Annotated in this window: 13 protein-coding genes and 3 pseudogenes; 8 read left to right on the forward strand and 8 right to left on the reverse strand. The window is 67.8% G+C overall.

All coding sequences use genetic code 11. The features are described 5' to 3' along the window. Positions 1-376: 376 nt before the first annotated feature. Both AVL59_RS24475 and AVL59_RS24480 read right to left on the reverse strand, forming a co-directional pair. Entirely contained in the window at positions 377-1,393 is a 1,017-nt protein-coding gene (locus AVL59_RS24475) for a DNA-directed RNA polymerase subunit alpha (protein ID WP_067308125.1), read from the reverse strand. Positions 1,394-1,942: 549 nt separating this feature from the next. Next, positions 1,943-2,854 (reverse strand): annotated as a pseudogene (locus tag AVL59_RS24480) (IS256 family transposase); the annotation flags it as partial. 337 nt (positions 2,855-3,191) lie between these two features. Here AVL59_RS24480 and AVL59_RS24485 point away from each other — a divergent pair. After that, positions 3,192-3,413 carry a CarD family transcriptional regulator gene (locus AVL59_RS24485; protein WP_067308128.1) on the forward strand — a complete coding sequence of 74 codons (222 nt, stop codon included), beginning with the start codon at positions 3,192-3,194 and terminating at the stop codon, positions 3,411-3,413. Between the two features lie 213 nt (positions 3,414-3,626). On the opposite strand, the gene AVL59_RS55705 is transcribed toward AVL59_RS24485, so the two are convergent. Then, entirely contained in the window at positions 3,627-3,761 is a 135-nt protein-coding gene (locus tag AVL59_RS55705; protein ID WP_257785106.1) for a hypothetical protein, read from the reverse strand. 56 nt (positions 3,762-3,817) lie between these two features. After that, the gene (locus tag AVL59_RS24490) at positions 3,818-4,897 is read right to left on the reverse strand and encodes a hypothetical protein (protein ID WP_067308131.1); all 1,080 of its coding nucleotides are present in this window, start codon (positions 4,895-4,897) and stop codon (positions 3,818-3,820) included. Between the two features lie 413 nt (positions 4,898-5,310). Between AVL59_RS24490 and AVL59_RS52505 the strand changes: the two genes are divergently transcribed. The 4 genes from AVL59_RS52505 (at position 5,311) to AVL59_RS24505 (ending at position 9,408) form a co-directional block, all read left to right on the forward strand. After that, the gene (locus tag AVL59_RS52505) at positions 5,311-5,586 is read left to right on the forward strand and encodes a hypothetical protein (protein ID WP_159400058.1); all 276 of its coding nucleotides are present in this window, start codon (positions 5,311-5,313) and stop codon (positions 5,584-5,586) included. Positions 5,587-5,696: 110 nt separating this feature from the next. Further along, complete coding sequence (locus AVL59_RS24495) at positions 5,697-6,371, forward strand: class I SAM-dependent methyltransferase (protein WP_067317701.1); 675 nt, start codon at positions 5,697-5,699, stop codon at positions 6,369-6,371. A 492-nt stretch (positions 6,372-6,863) separates the two neighbouring features. Then, positions 6,864-7,418, forward strand: coding sequence for a hypothetical protein (locus AVL59_RS24500; protein WP_067308134.1), 555 nt, complete (start codon positions 6,864-6,866; stop codon positions 7,416-7,418). 811 nt (positions 7,419-8,229) lie between these two features. Further along, positions 8,230-9,408, forward strand: coding sequence for a CapA family protein (locus AVL59_RS24505; protein ID WP_079146945.1), 1,179 nt, complete (start codon positions 8,230-8,232; stop codon positions 9,406-9,408). A 716-nt stretch (positions 9,409-10,124) separates the two neighbouring features. Here the strand turns inward: AVL59_RS24505 and AVL59_RS24510 are convergent. The 3 genes and pseudogenes from AVL59_RS24510 to AVL59_RS24520 form a co-directional block, all read right to left on the reverse strand. After that, positions 10,125-10,493 carry a nuclear transport factor 2 family protein gene (locus AVL59_RS24510; protein WP_067308137.1) on the reverse strand — a complete coding sequence of 123 codons (369 nt, stop codon included), beginning with the start codon at positions 10,491-10,493 and terminating at the stop codon, positions 10,125-10,127. A 292-nt stretch (positions 10,494-10,785) separates the two neighbouring features. After that, positions 10,786-11,704: pseudogene (locus tag AVL59_RS53290) on the reverse strand (transposase); the annotation flags it as partial. Positions 11,705-12,324: 620 nt separating this feature from the next. Then, on the reverse strand, positions 12,325-13,050 hold the full coding sequence (locus AVL59_RS24520) for a TetR/AcrR family transcriptional regulator (protein ID WP_067317703.1): 726 nt from the start codon (positions 13,048-13,050) through the stop codon (positions 12,325-12,327). A gap of 95 nt (positions 13,051-13,145) precedes the next feature. On the opposite strand from AVL59_RS24520, the gene AVL59_RS24525 reads away from it, so the two are divergent. Beyond that, positions 13,146-14,270 (forward strand): FAD-dependent oxidoreductase, encoded by a 1,125-nt coding sequence (locus AVL59_RS24525; protein ID WP_067308142.1) that lies wholly within the window; start codon positions 13,146-13,148, stop codon positions 14,268-14,270. Between the two features lie 31 nt (positions 14,271-14,301). On the opposite strand, the pseudogene AVL59_RS49205 reads toward AVL59_RS24525, so the two are convergent. Further along, a pseudogene (locus tag AVL59_RS49205) lies at positions 14,302-14,657 on the reverse strand (transposase); the annotation flags it as partial. A 287-nt stretch (positions 14,658-14,944) separates the two neighbouring features. Between AVL59_RS49205 and AVL59_RS24535 the strand changes: the two are divergent. Further along, positions 14,945-15,250, forward strand: a complete 306-nt coding sequence (locus tag AVL59_RS24535) for a hypothetical protein (RefSeq protein WP_159400059.1) — start codon at positions 14,945-14,947, stop codon at positions 15,248-15,250. Positions 15,251-15,641: 391 nt separating this feature from the next. After that, a complete protein-coding gene (locus AVL59_RS24540; RefSeq protein WP_067308148.1) occupies positions 15,642-16,274 on the forward strand; it encodes a DUF1707 SHOCT-like domain-containing protein in 633 nt (210 codons plus the stop codon). The last annotated feature ends 146 nt before the right edge of the window (positions 16,275-16,420 follow it).

The raw sequence follows: 16,420 nt of genomic DNA on the forward strand, positions 1-16,420 counted from the left end.
TCACCGTCGCCATGGACCGCCGGCGCGAGGTCACCGTGAACGGCGACTTCGCCTACTGCGTCGGCATCGCCCACTTCATGGCCGACCGCCCGTTTCCCCGTCCCTCCGCCACCTGCTGACCCGACACCACCGACACCGTGCGCGACCAGTGGTAAGCCTCGTCATCGGGCGCGGTCACCGCCTGCACACCCCTCCAGATTGAACCGGGGCGGAGGATACGGCACGCCAGTCTCCACCCGAACTGGACAGATCCACCTGCGGGTGGCGAAGTCGGGTCATCGGTGAGGCGGTTGATGTATTCCGGGAGCAGGAAGGCGGCGACTTCCAGTCGCCGCCTTCCCTGCCTTCCTGGCTCCCCCGCGACCCGGCGCGGCGTTCAGTACTGCTCGGTCTCCATGAAACCCGTGTTCCCGTTGTCGTCCGCGTCGAAGGCGGCGGCGGTCGGGTCGAATCCGGGCGGGCTGTCCTTGAGGGCCAGGCCCATGCCGGCCAGCTTCACCTTGACCTCGTCGATCGACTTCGCACCGAAGTTGCGGATGTCGAGCAGGTCCGCCTCGGAACGGGCCAGGAGTTCACCTACGGAGTGGACGCCCTCACGCTTGAGGCAGTTGTAGGAACGGACCGTGAGCTCCAGCTCCTCGATCGGCAGCGCGAGGTCGGCGGCCAGGGCGGCGTCCGTCGGGGACGGGCCCATGTCGATGCCCTCGGCGTCGATGTTCAGCTCGCGGGCGAGACCGAACAGCTCGACGAGCGTCTTACCGGCCGACGCCATGACATCGCGCGGACGCATCGCCTGCTTGGTCTCGACGTCGACGATCAGCTTGTCGAAGTCCGTGCGCTGCTCGACACGCGTCGCCTCGACCTTGTACGTGACCTTCAGCACCGGGCTGTAGATGGAGTCGACCGGGATACGGCCGATCTCCTGGCCCACCTGCTTGTTCTGCACGGCCGAGACGTAACCGCGACCGCGCTCGACGGTCAGCTCCATCTCCAGCTTGCCCTTGCCGTTCAGCGTGGCCAGGACCAGGTCGGGGTTGTGCACCTCGACACCGGCCGGGGGCGCGATGTCGGCGGCGGTGACCAGACCCGGACCCTGCTTGCGCAGGTACATCACGACCGGCTCGTCGTGCTCCGAGGAGACGACCAGCTGCTTGATGTTGAGGATCAGGTCGGTGACGTCCTCCTTGACGCCCGGCACGGTGGTGAACTCGTGCAGCACGCCGTCGATGCGGATGCCGGTGACAGCGGCACCCGGGATCGAGGACAGGAGCGTACGGCGCAGGGAGTTGCCGAGGGTGTAGCCGAAGCCCGGCTCCAGCGGCTCGATCACGAACCGGGAGCGGAACTCGTCGACGACCTCTTCGGTCAACGAGGGACGCTGAGCGATCAGCACGAGGTATTGCCTCCAGTGTTTGGCGCCCGTTGTGTGGCACCGTAGACACGAAGGGTACGTGTGGCCCGGCCTCCCACAAATCCGAACCGCCCGACCCCACCCGCCCACTGCCCGGTCGGCAGGCTCAGCTCTTGCAGAGTGGAGCCCAACGGTAGTGATAGGGCTCTTTGAAATTTTGCGAATTCGCCCATTCTCATCAACCTGGGCTCACCCAGGTGCGCGCACCACACCGGCTGGTGCGGGGACGGTGGCCTGCGGGTGCGCCCGCGCCGCACCTCGCCGCAGTACTTCGTCTCCGAGGACCGACTCGACACGACGATCGCGGCGGTGGGTGCACGGCGGTGACCGAGCCGACGGGCGGGGCCGCCCACCTGCGCGGGATGGGCGCGGTGGGCGGCCGCACCTCTGGGGGCGGTCCTGACCGCTCCGTGCTAGCTGAGCCGGAATTGCTGGAAGCCTACGTAGGGACCGTTCTTGTCCTGACAGCCGAAGTCACGCAGGCCGTAGTTGCTGTCGTCGACGCACTTGCCCGTGGCAGCTTCTCACCAATGCCTTGATCGCCTTCTCCGCGTGCGCGCGGTCCTCGGCGTTGTAGATCTCCCGCATCGCCTTCGTCGCGCCCGGTTATACGGACTTCGGCAGGCAGTTCGCGAGATTTCGGCCCTTGAGGACCCAGCATCGCTGATGCCGGGCGGCGGGGAACACCTCCCGCAGGGCCTTCCACAGGCTCATCGCGCCGTCGCCGACGACCAGCTCCGGGTCGCGCATGCCCCGGCGACGACAGTCGCGCGGCAGGTCGGCCCATGACCCGGTGCTCTCGCGCAACCCCTCGGACAGGGCGATCAGCTCTTTGGTACCGTCCAGCTGCATTCCGAGCAGGACCAGGACCTAGCTGTGCGCCTGGCCGAGCCGAACCTTGGGGTGCACGCCGTCGGTCCACACGTAGACGAAGTCGCGATCCGACAGGTCGCGCTCCTGGAACGCGGCGCGGTCGTCGCTCCACTGCTTGGTGCGCCGGGTCACTGTCGCCGGGGACAGGCCAGCCGTGCCGCCGAGGAACTGCTCCAGCGCCGACACGAAGTCAACGGAGGACAGCCCGTGCAGGTAGAGCAGCGGCAGTACCTCGGAGATCTTCGGGGACTTACGGCACCACGGCGCCAGGATCTTCGAGGAGAACCGCTTCCGCTCGTCGGTGGTCGCGTCCACGCGGCGATCGTTCACCAGTGGCGCGGTGACCTCGACGGGACCTGGCGCGGTGGCCACGGTGCGGAGCCGGTGACGACCGTTGCGGACGACCAGGCGGCAGCCCCGCTCGTCCGTCCCGGCCGCCGACTCGGCTATGTACTGGTTGACTTCCGCCCCCAGTGCGGCGGCGAGCATACGCTGGGGGCCCTCATTGACGATCTCGTCGATCAGAGAGCCGGACTCCGTGGAACCGCCGGCATTCACTACGCTGAACACGGGCGTGCCTTCCCGACCCGCGCGGCAACGCGGGCCTACTCGATGACCAGATCTTGAGCATTGCTCCGCGCAGCAGTGGACGGGACCCGATGCATCACACCTGCGGGTTCCTCGCCGGCCGCACTCGCTACCGATGACGGAGTCATCCACTGGCGCATCCTCCACGTGGCACAGCGGGAGCCAGCAGTGGCGTACGGGGAGCCGAGGACGGCACGAGCGACCTGAGGCAGCGTCTCCGGAACTCCGGTCAGAGCCGACATCACGAATCCCCATCATCAGTTGCTCCTGCCCCTGAGAGGCAGCCACCAGCACAGTGCGTAGGTGCATACTGGGGGCGATGACAAAGCCTGCTGCACCGAAGCGCCATTTGCCCACCAGCCCCTTCAAGGCCCCGGTCCCGCCTGCCCCCAAGCATTTCGCCGTGGGCGACCAGGTCACACACGATATGTACGGCCTCGGCCGGGTCGTCGGCATCGAGGAAGGAATCGCAGCCCTCGTGGACTTCGGCTCGGCGCAAATGCGGATCTTGAGCCCGTACACCAAGATGACCAAGCTGTAGAACCACTGCACCCTGCCACGGCACGCCAGGCCCCTTCAGGGACCTGAAACGGAAGAGAGACCTCAGGCGAGCACACGAGTCACGCGTCGCTCTCGTTCGCCATGCCCACTGCCCTGAAAGCCCCACGCCTTGTCTCATCGAGCGAGCGTCTGACCAGCACGTATAGGACAACGGCCCGAACAGGCAGAGGTTCGGGCCGCCGTTTAAGGAAGATCAGCCGGCGTTGGGGTGCCGCCCGATCAGATGGGTCAGCAGCTCCATGACCTGCGCCTGAATGCGATCGATCCTCTTCCCGAGGACGCGGACCTCACCAACGAGGTTGCCCACCTTCGCGTCCAGGGTTCCCACCTTCTGATCAAGAGGTAACGACCCCGGATCGACGCTCGGATCGGCGGAAGACTGACTCACGCCGGCGCGAAGACGAACAGGCCTGCCCCCGTGCCGACGTAGCCGTAACCGGTGGCCGTGTTCACGGACGGGATGTTCTCCTCGGGCAGGTTCTTCGCCAGCACCTTCTTCGTCCGGGTGTCCACCGCGATGCCGGTGTTCGTGGCGCTCTTGTCGTCCGTCTCCCCGTACAGCACTGACCCGTCAGCCGTGAAGCGGACCGGGTCGAGGGCATGTTCGCCGTCCTGCTGCTCCCACAGTTGCTTGCCGTCGGCGGTCTGCCACACGGCGGTGCCGGGGAAGTCCTCGAACTTGACCACGTCCCGGGCGGCGAGGTCGCCGGAGGGCGAGAACAGCACCTCCTGCGCGCCCTTGTACGAGGTGAGGAGCGCCCCGCTCTTCAGGTCGTACCAGGCATGGATCCAACTGCCGGAGGAGAGGGAGGAGCCGGCCTTCCAGCCGACGAGGACCTTGCCGTCAGCGATCCGCAGGATGCGCTTCTCCTCGCTCTCGGGGTGGCCCTTGTCGTCCAGTTCCACGCCCTTGGGGATCTTCGCGTCGGCGGTGCTCCACACCTGCTTGCCGGTGGCGAGTTCGTTGAGCGTGATCTGCTCGGGCTCGGTCTGGTAGTCGCTGGCGTTCAGGAAGCCCGGGTAGTAGTCGCCGCTGATGAGCGGGGCGTGGGCCACCGAGGCGTCCGCCGTGCCGGCTTCGGCGTCGTAGGTGCAGCTGGCGACGGTGCCGGTGCAGGTGACCGCGCGGGACGGGCCGCCGTCGACGGGCGTGAGGCGGAGCGTGTCGTCGGCCTTCTCGACGCGGTAGCCGTCCAGCAAGGTGCCCCGCTCGTACGAGGGGACCTTGGCGAGTTCGCCGCCGTCGGCGCCGTACAGGGTGGCCGTGGTGGTGGTCTTCGCCTCGGTGAGGCCGTCGGACTTGCTGGTCGTGGAGGAGGTCACGGCCACGGCGGGGGCGCCGTGGCGCCAGGTGACCGCCTCGACCGTCTTGGCCCGCACTTTCAGCGCCTTGCGGACGGCGCCGGTCTTCACGTCGCGGAACTCCAGCGTGAGGGGCTCGGCCTCCTCGGAGGAGTACAGCATGCCCTCGGTCAGCCCGCTGCTTGCGTAGTCGCCTTGGGCGTCCTTGGCCAGCAGCAGCGTGGAGCCAAGATCGAGGACGCCGGGTGCCGAGGTGCCCTCGGCGGGCAGGCTCCAGGCGGACTGGGCGCTGAAGCCGGGCAGCCCGGGCCCATGATAGGCAGGCCCTTCACGACGTCTTTGGCGGACGGGACGGGTGCCGTCGCCCCACCGCCGCCGGCCGCCCCGTCACCGCCGCCACATCCCGTCAGCAACGCCAAGGACACCGACATCCCGACGACCGCGCCGCACGCCCGCGGACGCATCCCGCTCCTGTGGTTCACAGATCACACTCCCCCGTGTTCATGACATGACCGGGGGTGATCCTAATGGAAAGATGATCTTCCGTTAGAACCGACGATCTCCACTACTTCAGCTTGAGCACCGCACAGTCCGACTCGCAGTCCGCCCTCTACTGGCCCGTCGGCCGGCGTGGGCTGCGCAGCGGCCGCCCGCGGGACTGGGGCGGCCGCAATGACGGCTCTACGCAAAGAGCGTCTCCTGTCGTCTGCGGGCATGCCAGCAGACGTTCACGGGAGGAGAACCCGCGCTGGACCAGCTTCCGTGAGTCCTACCGTTTCGCTCCGTTCTCCTGCGAGCCGGGCCTGCGCGGCGCCCGCGAGAAGGGCGGGGTCGAAGGCCAGGTCGGCTGACCACCTCACACCGGTGCCTTCTCTGAACTACCGATGGCCCAGGCGAACGAGAAGGAGGGAAGATCGCGATTCTTCGCCTCGCCTCAGCGTCAGGGACTACGGTCATGAGCGTGATCGAACACGACGCCCTCAGGTTCACTCGCGAGGCCTACGACGCTGCTGCCCCCCTGTATGCGCGACTGTTCCGCGACGAACTGCGTGACAGGCCTTTGGACCGCGCGATCTTGAGCGCCTTCGCCGAGGCCGTAAGTGCGAGTGGGGACGGTCAGGTCGCAGATCTGGGGTGTGGGCCTGGCCATATCACCGCTTGCCTGGATGAGCTGGGGCTGGCGGCGTTTGGCGTTGATGCCTCTCCTGCGATGATCGAGATAGCTCGACAGACTTACCCGGGCCTGCAGTTCGACGTGGGCTCGATGGCCGCGTTGGACATCGCTGACGGCGTACTGGGAGGCGTACTTTCACGTTGGTCGATCATTCACACTCCGCCGCGAGAACTCCCCGTCATCTTGGCGGAGTTCCACCGTGTGCTGGCACCTGGCGGCCACCTTCTGGTCGGCTTTTCGGCCAGCGATGATCCGTCTCACCCGACGCAGGTCTTCGATCACACAGTCGCGCCGGCCTATCGGTGGTCGCCGGATCATCTCGCCGCGATGTTGCGCACGGCCGGTTTGGCCGAGGTAGCCCGGATGGTTCGCGAACCTCAGCCCACCGACCGGCGGCAGTTCAAGGAGATTCACCTACTCGCCCGCAAATCCGAGGCAGGGCCTGCTCAGTCAAAAGCATGACCGCATCCAGCCTGCCGGACGGGGAACCGTCAGGCTCCGAGCGTCGAGTCATGTGCAAGGCTCACCGGCCCGTTCGGGCGCCATGGATATTCAAGTTGCTGCGGTTCCCTTGTCGCAGAGGCTGGCTTCCACCGCGTAGGCATCCTGCGAAACGCAGGCTTCGTCCGTACCGGCCGGGTCGACCTCGTCCTGTTCTCTCTACTCCCAGACGGCCTCACAACAACGGACCTTGGAGCAGGCACGCTGAGCGATGGCTGACGCTCGCATCGGCCTCCGGGAGGCTGCATTCACTGGAGATGTTCGGTGCGCGGAACGGGCGGGACAAGCCAGACGTGGGTGCCGGAAGTCTGGAGGTGGTGAAGCGGCCGGGGTGGAGTAAGGTCTTTGCCGGGTCGGCCGGGCCCCGGTTCCCATGCAGGTGGACACGGGAGGTCCCCCCAGTGGGGACGTTTCCCGCTTCACGTTGGACCACACCGCATCGAGGATCAGCCTTTGACTCCGCATTCCCTGGCGTTCTACGTGGACGTCGTTACCACCGGCACCTTGCTCGGTGTGGGCCCCGCGGATTCTCCCGACCACGTCACCAAGGTCCTTGGGCCGGATTTCGCTGAGAACACCTTCGGCCACCACAGCATGTGCCGTGACTACGGCCTCGCCGAGTTCTACTGGGACCGCTCTTCCGCCGACCATCCCTGGTCGGGCCACCACTTCACGCTGCAGGTGCACCGGCTCGCGTACCGGAACCGCACCCTCGTCAACGACGCGCTTCGTGCCCGGTACGGGCGGTTCACTCCCAGACTTCGGTTCGAAAAACTGCAACGTCTACTGGTGCGGCGTGGCATCCCCCTGTTGGAGGTCCCGGAGTTCCCGGCGAACGCCCCGTATTACCGTACTTTCTGGCAGCCCGATTCTCATGTGGCCGTCTCCGTCATAGGCACCTACGGCGAGTACAGCACGCCGGACAATCTGCGCGTCGGCGACGTGTACAGCGTCCAGGCCCCGATGGCTCCCCGTGAAGTGGAGTGGCGGAGAGCACGGGTCGGGTAGCACGGGGACGCGCGAGGAGCTTGCCCGTTTCGCGCAACTTCCTGGAGCATTGTCCCGTTGCACCGCTTGAGTCACGACGGCAGGACTCGCTTTCGGAGAGCGCTTCTCGCAGAGTAGGTGCGAACCCGCTGGTAGCCGACCGCACAATCAATTCCCACGCTGTCCAAGCGTTCGTACAGCCCCGATTCCAGCGGTCATCAAAGCAGGGCTTGAACGCGTCGAGCTTGGACGGCCGCCCCTGGCACCGGCCGTGGAAGAGGTTCTTCGGGGGCGGCACCGTAGGCGTAGAGCTTGACGGTGAGAGAGGTGATGTGGAGCCGGTGGCCGATCGCCCTCCGCCTGAGCCCGGCAGCCAGCAGCTCGTGAACGCTCGCGTGCTTGGCACGGGTGCGGTCGGCGAAACGATGTCCGGCAGGCCAGAGCGAGCCGGACGGGACTTCGAAATCCTCCGGCTCGGGGACCGGCTGGGCTGGATCCGGCGCCAGGCCGGTACTGGCCGGACGTCTGCGGAAGCGCGGACGGAGTCCGGCACTGCGACGAAGCGAGGTCACAGTACCGACGGAGCGAGGGACACTGGCCTGGCCGGTGCTGTCGGTGGATTGCCAAAGCGGCCCTGCCCACGCACAGTGGTGACACACCCGCAGCCCAGGTTGGGATGCCGCCCTGCCGGACACTACGCCCGCCCGCTCGGTTCGCGGCCGGTGCCGCGAGGCAGCGCGGACGACGTCGAGCGCGAACGGGAACGGCGCCGGGAACACGCCAGCAGATGACCCTCCGTGATGGATGGACGCCTGATCCGTAACATGAGCGGATGATCACGTCCGGCGAACGGCGCCCCCAGCAGCGGCGCGAGCGGCAGAAGACGGTGCACCGTCACCGCCCGTTCGCCCTCGGCCTGGCCGGGATCGGCGTAGCGGTCGTCGCGGCGTTCGTATTCCGGGCCGGCTCCGAGGACACAGCCTCCACCGGCTCCCCGCAGACCCCCCTACGCACGACCGGGACCACGATGCCCGGTGCGCCGGCACCGCCACGCCCTCCCGGCAACGTGCGGATCGCCGCCGTGGGGGACATCGTGATGGGCTCGCTGCCGGACGATCTGCCGCCGGATGACGGCGCGTCATTCTTCGAACCTGTCGACGACCTGCTCGCCGGGGATGTGGTGCTCGGGAACCTGGAGAGCACACTCGCCACCGGCGGCCCCGGCAAGTGCGACGACAACGACAGCCCGAACTGTTTCGCGTTCCACGCCCCGCCGTCCTACAGCCGCTGGCTCAAGAAGGCCGGGTTCACGGTCATGAACGTGGCGAACAATCACATCGACGACTTCGGGGCACAGGGGCGGCGCGAGACGTTCGCCGCCCTGCGCGCCGTGAACCTGCCGTTCACCGGCCGCCTGGGCCAGATCACCATCCAGCGGGTACACGGCCTCCGGGTCGCGCTGATCGGGTTCGCTCCCGACCGAGGATCGAACGACCTCACGGACATCCCCGCCGCAAAGCGACTCACCGCCCGCGCCGCGACCATGGCGGACATCGTGATCGTCACGATGCACGCCGGCGCGGAGGGCTCGGACCACACCCACGTAGAGCCTGGCACCGAGTACTTCCTCGGCGAGAACCGCGGCGACCCCTACCGCTTCAGCCATGCGGTGATCGACGCCGGCGCCGACCTCGTCGTGGGCAGCGGCCCGCACGTCATGCGGGGAATGGAATTCTACAAAGGACGACTGGTCGCCTACAGCCTGGGCAACTTCGCCGGCTACAAGGTCATGAGCCTCGGCGGCACACTCTCCACGAGCGGCGTGCTCCACGTCACCCTCCACCCCGACGGCACCTATGTCTCCGGGCACCTGCACCCGACCCAGATCGTGGAGCCCGGCACACCGGAACCGGGCGGCGAGGCAATCGACCTCGTCACCAGCTTGTCGGAGGAGGACTTCGGCTCGCACGCCTCCCACATTTCGGCGGACGGGACGATCCAGCGCCCGTAAACGGAGCACCGTCACCGCGTAGCCGGAGACGGTCCCGTTCCGGACGACTGGAGCTGGAAGAATGAACGCCGCTTCCTCCGTCGGCGGCAAAGACCTCAGTCGCTGGATCCCCAAGTTCATTGGCACACGTGCTCCCCGACTGTGCGGGATGGTCCCCCGACGATCGCTGCTGGGCGGATCGCCCAGGGGCGCGACAGGCGCTCAGAGGGGAGCCTTGTCCGCTCGATGGATGGCGAGAACACCGACACCACGCCGTTCGCCTCGCACTCCCCTGCCGGCACGGGAATGCCCAGTGGTGGCCGAAACGGAGGTACATCTCGGCCTTGTGCTCCTCGCGTGTGCGGGGGTGTTCTCCCGCAGTGGACCGACGTTTCGATGACCCGCCTGGCCCCGCTGATCCGGGGCGTACCGGACCAACACACTGGTGGAGGCCCCCACAAGCCGGGGCCCCGCCGCCTCGCGGATACTCCGACTGGGCATGTTCGCTTCTTCGTCCAGCTCACCTGCTCCCCGCCGAGGCTGGGGCGTTCCGCGTCAGACCGAGTAAGAAGGCATCTGATCTGGGTAGTTGGTGTCTTGGGACGTTCTTGTGACTGCTGGTGCCGGCGGTCATAGCCCGGCGTGCGAGTGCTCGCCGTGCGTACCGCAGTGACGTTTCCGATACCCGGTGGGCCCCGATCGAGCAGGCCCCTGCCGATCCTCTCCCGGGTGAAGGTTCATGCCTCGGGGAGCCGGTCGAGGAAGCCGAGCACGGAGGTGATCCGGCCGTCCTCGGCCAGGGTGACCACGTCCGACCCGGCGACCGGCGCGGAGCCGTCGGCGATAGACACGAGTTCCCAGCCGAAGCGGGCGATGTGATGGTTGCCGTCCACGTCACCGGCCAGCCTGAACTCAAAGCCGGGGAACTGCTCATGGGCAGCGTGGATGACCGCGGCGATCTGCTCGTGACCTCGCACGTCGGCCAGCGGATCGGTGTACGTACCGTCCTCGGACCACGCCGCGGCGACCGCCTTGGCGAGCGCGTCGGCATCGGTGGCGTTCCATGCCTCGAAGTAACGGACGACGGCGGCTTCGTAGATCGACATGATGGGACTCCCGTTCGGGTGAAATAGTCTGGCGTTCAGGTCGGTTGGCCCGGGCTCCGAGCCGGAGTGCGCCGGCCTGAAACCCGATGACCTCACCTTGCCGCAGCCCGCCCGACCACGCGATTACCGCCCAGGTAATGAGCTTGCCGTTTATCCAGTCCGTCGGGGCTTGGTGCCGACCTTGTGGTGGGTCGGTGGCTGGTAGGGCTGGCCGGTGGCCAGGGCCAGCAGAGGCGTCGTAGGTCCGTGGCCAGCGAACGGGCAAGGCGGAGTTCGGTGCAGGCCGCGATGATAGCGGGCCGACATGGTCGGCCCAGGCGCAACGGTGCTGCAGTTCGGGATGGAGTCGGTCCCAGCCCTGAGCGTGGGCTGTGCCGTAACAGGTGGTGTCGGTCTTCGTCTCCGCGGCCGGCTCTCCCCAGGTCCGGGCATCCTTGAAGACGAACTCGCCGCCGTGCTTGGGCGGCCGTCCGCCCTGCGGCGGGCAGATCCACGGTGTGGGGACGGGCCTGCGCATGACGCGGTCCGAGCGCAGCCGTCCCAGGACCTCGACGGGCAGGTCGGCCAGCAGCCAGGCCAGGCGCGGCACGTCGTAGCCGGCATCCACCACGATCCAGACCAGCGGGTCGCCTTCGTGCCACTGCCCGGCCGCGATCAGGCACTCGACCAGATCGCGGACCTGGCCGGCGGTCACGGCGGCCAGGTCATCGCCCGGACGCAGCCGGATGGCGTCCAGCGGTGCGGTCCACGAGATCCGCCCGGACTCCAGCGCCACGATCAACGAGTAGGGCCATCCCGGGATCATCAGGTGCTTGTTCTCGCCGCGGCCGTAGGTGTGACAGAAGGAGCGGAGCGCTCGTCGCTGGTGGCGACATCGGGCCGTAGCCAGTGGGAGACGTCCACGGCCAGGACCAGCCGGCTGTCGGCCGCCCGCGGCAGCGACACCCCAGCCAGGGAACGTCGCAGCCGGCCGATTTCGATGAGGCCCCGGTTCAGAGCGCCGTACAGGGCGCCGCGCCCGCGCCGATGCTCGGGCGCCAACGCCAACCCGACCAGCGTCTTACCGGCCCCTCCGAGCACAGCAGCGCGTCCGTGAGCTCGAACAGCTCATCGCCCCGCCCTATCAGCCAGTCGAAGAACTCGCCCCGAAAGCGGCACAGTTCAGCGAACGCGTCCCCACCGGTCCTGTCACACGACGCACTCGTCCCCAACGGCCTTCGCTCCGATCACCCGCCCCTAGCCCGAGTGCATGATCAAGCGGATGCCGCCCCCGTGCCCGGCGAACCCTCATGTGAGTGATCAGGTTCGAGGCGCTGTTCGAGGCCGCTGGATACTGACCTCGGCGCTTGAAGGTGACGCCGGTGGCAGATCTCGGGACCGGATGCGCCGGTCACTGCGACGGTCCGCCGGTAGAACGCGCCGATCCATCACCCCGAAGCGCCGAAGCGCCGAAGTCAGTAAACAGCAAGGCAGCGTGCCAAAACGATCGTTGTCTTGAGCGCCGAACCGGCGTGCGTCTGTGCAGTACTGGTAGGAGCCCAAGAGCCGTCATGGGTTGATCTTGTGTCGAGTTTGGGCTGCTCGGAGCCGCTGACTGGCTGGTGATCGTCTTCCTGGTACGGTCCCGCGCGATCCAAGCGGGTGATCTTGCTGGTTCGGGTGGGTGGCGCTGGTGACGCGTCACGGCGGGACGGGGTGACCACGTACCAGCCGTCGCGGACGAGTTCGGCGACGACACCCGAGAGCCTGCCGGTTCCACCGACGGCCAGCGCGCGTCTCATGATGCGACTTGTGATCGTCTCGGCACCATGTGGCCACCGCACGCCGCAGGTCAACCGGATGCGGGCCGCAGGTTGTTCATGAGCAGGCCGAGGGCGAACTCGAAGCGGTCGTGTCCGGTGCCGGAGATCAGCTCGGCGGCATGGCGTCGAGTCTGCGGGAATTGCTCGGCAGGCAGTGCGGTGAAGCGGTCCAGCAACTCCTCGTGGCTGAGCACCCATTCGTGATCCTGGTGCCGGCGCCGTTGCTGGACCAGCGACTGCTCCAGTGCGTAGGCGCTGACGTAGAGGGACAGCGCGTCGCGGGCCCATCCGGCCGTCCTCGGTTCGATGCCGCCCGCGAGCAGGATCGCCAGGATTCCTTCGCCGACCCGCAGCGTTTCCAGGTTGGTCGGCACCGTGGCCAGCGCGGCGCGCGAGACTCCGGGGTATTTCAGGTACAGGTCGCGGATCTGTGTGTACACCCCGAGCAGCTGCTCGCGCCAGGCAGCCGGGTCCGGTTCGGGGAGCACGACCTCGACATAGAGCCTGCCGATCAGCAGATCGTCGATGTCGTCCTTGTTGACGATGTGCGCGTACAGCGACGACGGACCGGTGCCGAGCACGGCGGCGACCCGGCGGATGGTCAGCGCGTCATACCCCTCGGTGGCGACGACTTCCAGGGCAGCGTCGGTGATCCGTTCTACGGTGATCGGCTTCTTACGTGGTGCCGACGCGGCGACCTCCCCTGCGGGTTGGGCATGGCGAGCTGCGCGGCGCTGGCGGGGATCAGCGGACATGCCGACCACTATAACTTGACACGATCTAAGTTCAGTAAGTAGAACTTAGATCGCCAGAACGAACTAAGTTCGTATCGATGTTCCGGAGGTGTGTGATGCGAGTTTCCGTTGTCGGAGCCGGCCTGGGAGGTCTGGCTCTCGCGCAGGGTCTGCGTGGTGCCGGGATCGAGGCCGACGTGTTCGAGCGCGACCCAGGGATCGTCGCACGGTTCCAGGGCTACCGGCTCGTGCTGAACCTGATCGGTTTCCAGGCGGTGCGCGACTGCCTGCCGGCGCGCTGGCACCCACTGCTGGACGAGATCGTCATGGATGCCTCCGCCGAGCAACTGATCCTGGACCCGCAGCTGAACGAGATCGGCAAGCTCGGCGCGGGCCGGACCGGCATCGTGGTCGACCGGCAGGTGCTGCGACACTTGTTGCTGACCGGCCTCACCGTGCACACCGATGCCGGGCTGACCGGCTACGACGTGCTGGCCGACGGCAAGGTCCAAGCCCAGTTCGCCCGCCGCGACCCGGCCACCGCCGACCTGCTCGTCGGCGCGGACGGCGTCACCTCCGCGGTCCGCGGGGTGTTGTCGCCGCAAACCACCCCGACCGACACCGGCGTCCGGTTCGTCATCGGCCGCACCCCGCTGACCGACGAGTTCGCCAGCCTGTCCAAGGCCTACGGCTCGAAGATCGCGGGCGACGGCGTCAGCCTGCTGCTCGGCGCGATGCGCTTCCGTACCCCGCCGAAGCAGGCCGCCGAGCAACTGGCCCCTGAAGTCACGCTGCCCGACATCTGCGACTACGTGCGCTGGGCCATGATCCTGCCGCCGAACGGCTCACTGGGGGACCTGACCGCGCAGGACGCCGTGCTGTCCAGGATGGAAGGTTGGCACCCGGAGCTGCGCGCGCTGATCGAACAGGCCGACCCGGACAACAGCACGCTGCTGTCCATCCGGGTGGTCAAGCCCGGTGAACGCTGGGCGTCCGGTCCAGTGACGCTGCTCGGCGACGCGATCCACGCCACCTCCCCGACCGGCGGCAACGGCGCGAACACCGCGCTGCGCGACGCCGACCTGCTGCGCCGCTGCCTGATCGAGGCCAACGAAGGCCGCCAGGATCTGCTCAGCGCGGTCGACGACTACGAGCGACAGATGTTCGAGTATGGCGCCGAGGCCGTGCGCAGCAGTCTCGAGAGGCTGCCCGCCTTCGTCCCCGAAGCGAAACTGTCCTGAGGCCGAGATTCACCTTGTACGATCGACCGGACTCGTCGCTGGTGGCGGCATCGGGCCGTAGCCAGTGGGAGACGTCCACGGCCAGGACCAGCCGGCCGTCGGCCGCCCGCTGCAGCGACACCCCAGCCAGGGAACGTCGCAGCCGGCCGATTTCGATGAGGCCCCGGTTCAGAGCGCCGTACAGGGCGCCGCGCCCGCGCCGATGCTCGGGCGCCAACGCCAACCCGACCAGCGTCTTACCGGCCCCTCCGAGCACAGCAGCGCGTCCGTGAGCTCGAACAGCTCATCGCCCCGCCCTATCAGCCAGTCGAAGAACTCGCCCCGAAAGCGGCACAGTTCAGCGAACGCGTCCCCACCGGTCCTGTCACACGACGCACTCGTCCCCAACGGCCTTCGCTCCGATCACCCGCCCCTAGCCCGAGTGCATGATCAAGCGGAGGCCGCCCCCGTGTCCGGCGAACCCTCATGTGAGGGACCGCGTTCGAGACGCCGTTCGAGGTCACTGGATAAACGTCAAGATGAGGCCCTGGCGCACCGAAGCAGCCCGCCGACTGCGTCCTGAACCTGGCAGACCTTCCAGCGGCGGCGTGAGTACGCGCGCACGAGCGTGAGTACGCGACCCGATGCCCCGGGCCCGGCCGCGATGATGGGGTTGCCGCATGCTTCCCGACGACATGCGACCGAACGACGTGCGACCGCGCTCGACCCATCGGACGTGGTGGAAGGCACCTCTCGTGGCCTCCCTGCTCGGCCTTACGTTACTCGTGCTGGAGTACAACTGGTTCCGGTCCCAGGACGGCGTCGGCGCCTTCGGTGGAATCATCTACTGGTCGGTCGGTCTGGTCGCCCTCTCCTGGGCGCTGCCCCACCGCCGGTCCCTGCGAACTCCACGCGCGCTGGTCGCCGGCGCCGGACTCGGGTGCGTGCTGCTTCCGATGTTGTTCGCACTGGCGCTCGACGCGGCCCTGACCGGGAGCTGACGAGGCCGGGCGCGGCCCCCCAGCCGGCACGGCGTTGTTCACCGCGATGGAGTCGACCGCACGGGCGGCGGAACGGATGCCCCGGGATCCGTCCGCACATGGGCTGTGGCGGCAGGATCCTGGGACCCTGCAGCGGGCAGGCGAACTCGTGAACCCTATGGACAGGCTTGGAGGGGGCTGGGCGCTAGGGCTGGCGCCCGGCCCCCTTGGACGCGGTTGTTGTCGCGACCGGGCCTCGGCCTGATGGATGCCGCATGCCGTCAATCGACGCTTCCGATCGTCTCTCCGTGATGGGGCCCAGCCGGGACCCGTGTCGCGATATAGCGTTAGTCTTCTACTCGCGCCGCTGCCCGCGTCGCGCGGAGACGTTCGACAGGACCAGGACGGAAGCATGTCGGGAGAGATCTCGCCCACCGGGAAGGGCTCCGGCCCCGGCTCGTCGCCTGAGCTGCGCGCCTCTCATGCGGACCGGGACCGGGTGGTGGATGTGCTGCGTGTCGCGGCGGGGGACGGCCTGCTGACCGCGGACGAGTTGGACGAGCGCTTGGAAGCCGCCTTGTCGGCGCGAACCGTGAGCGAACTGGCTGCGCTCACCGCTGACCTGCCGCCCGTATCGGCTACGGGTGGCGTGACTGGAGCCGAGGTCAAGGACGTAGTCCGGATCGAACAGGTCCACAGCGGCGCGGTCGAGCGCGTGGGACGCTGGGTGGTGCCGCGGAGGCTGGAGCTCGCGGTGACGTACTGCGGGGTGACGCTTGACTTCACTGATGCCGTGATCACGCACGACACCTTGCGGATCAACGTGAGCATGACGGGGAAGACCCTGACGCTGGTCACCAGGCCGGGCATCGTGGTCGACACTGATGGTCTGCAGCTGGTACACAGCAGGATCAAGCACCGTCAGGCTCCGACGAATCCTGCTACACCGGTCGCTCTGCGAGTGGAGCTGGTCGGTCAGAAGGCCCACGGCCGCGTGGTGGTGCGGCCCCCGCGTCGGACGTTTGTGCAGTGGCTGCTGCGCTAGGTCCAGGCCGGTCCGCGCCCAGCCCACCGCCCCGGGAGCGTCCCCGGTCTGAAGTGAAAGGTGGCTGCTGCTTGCGGCGACGTGCACGGCCAACGGGGAGGTCACCGGAGGTGCGGGCTGGGGCACGTATCGAATCGTGATCAATC

The organism is Streptomyces griseochromogenes (assembly GCF_001542625.1).
Lineage (GTDB): Bacteria > Actinomycetota > Actinomycetes > Streptomycetales > Streptomycetaceae > Streptomyces > Streptomyces griseochromogenes.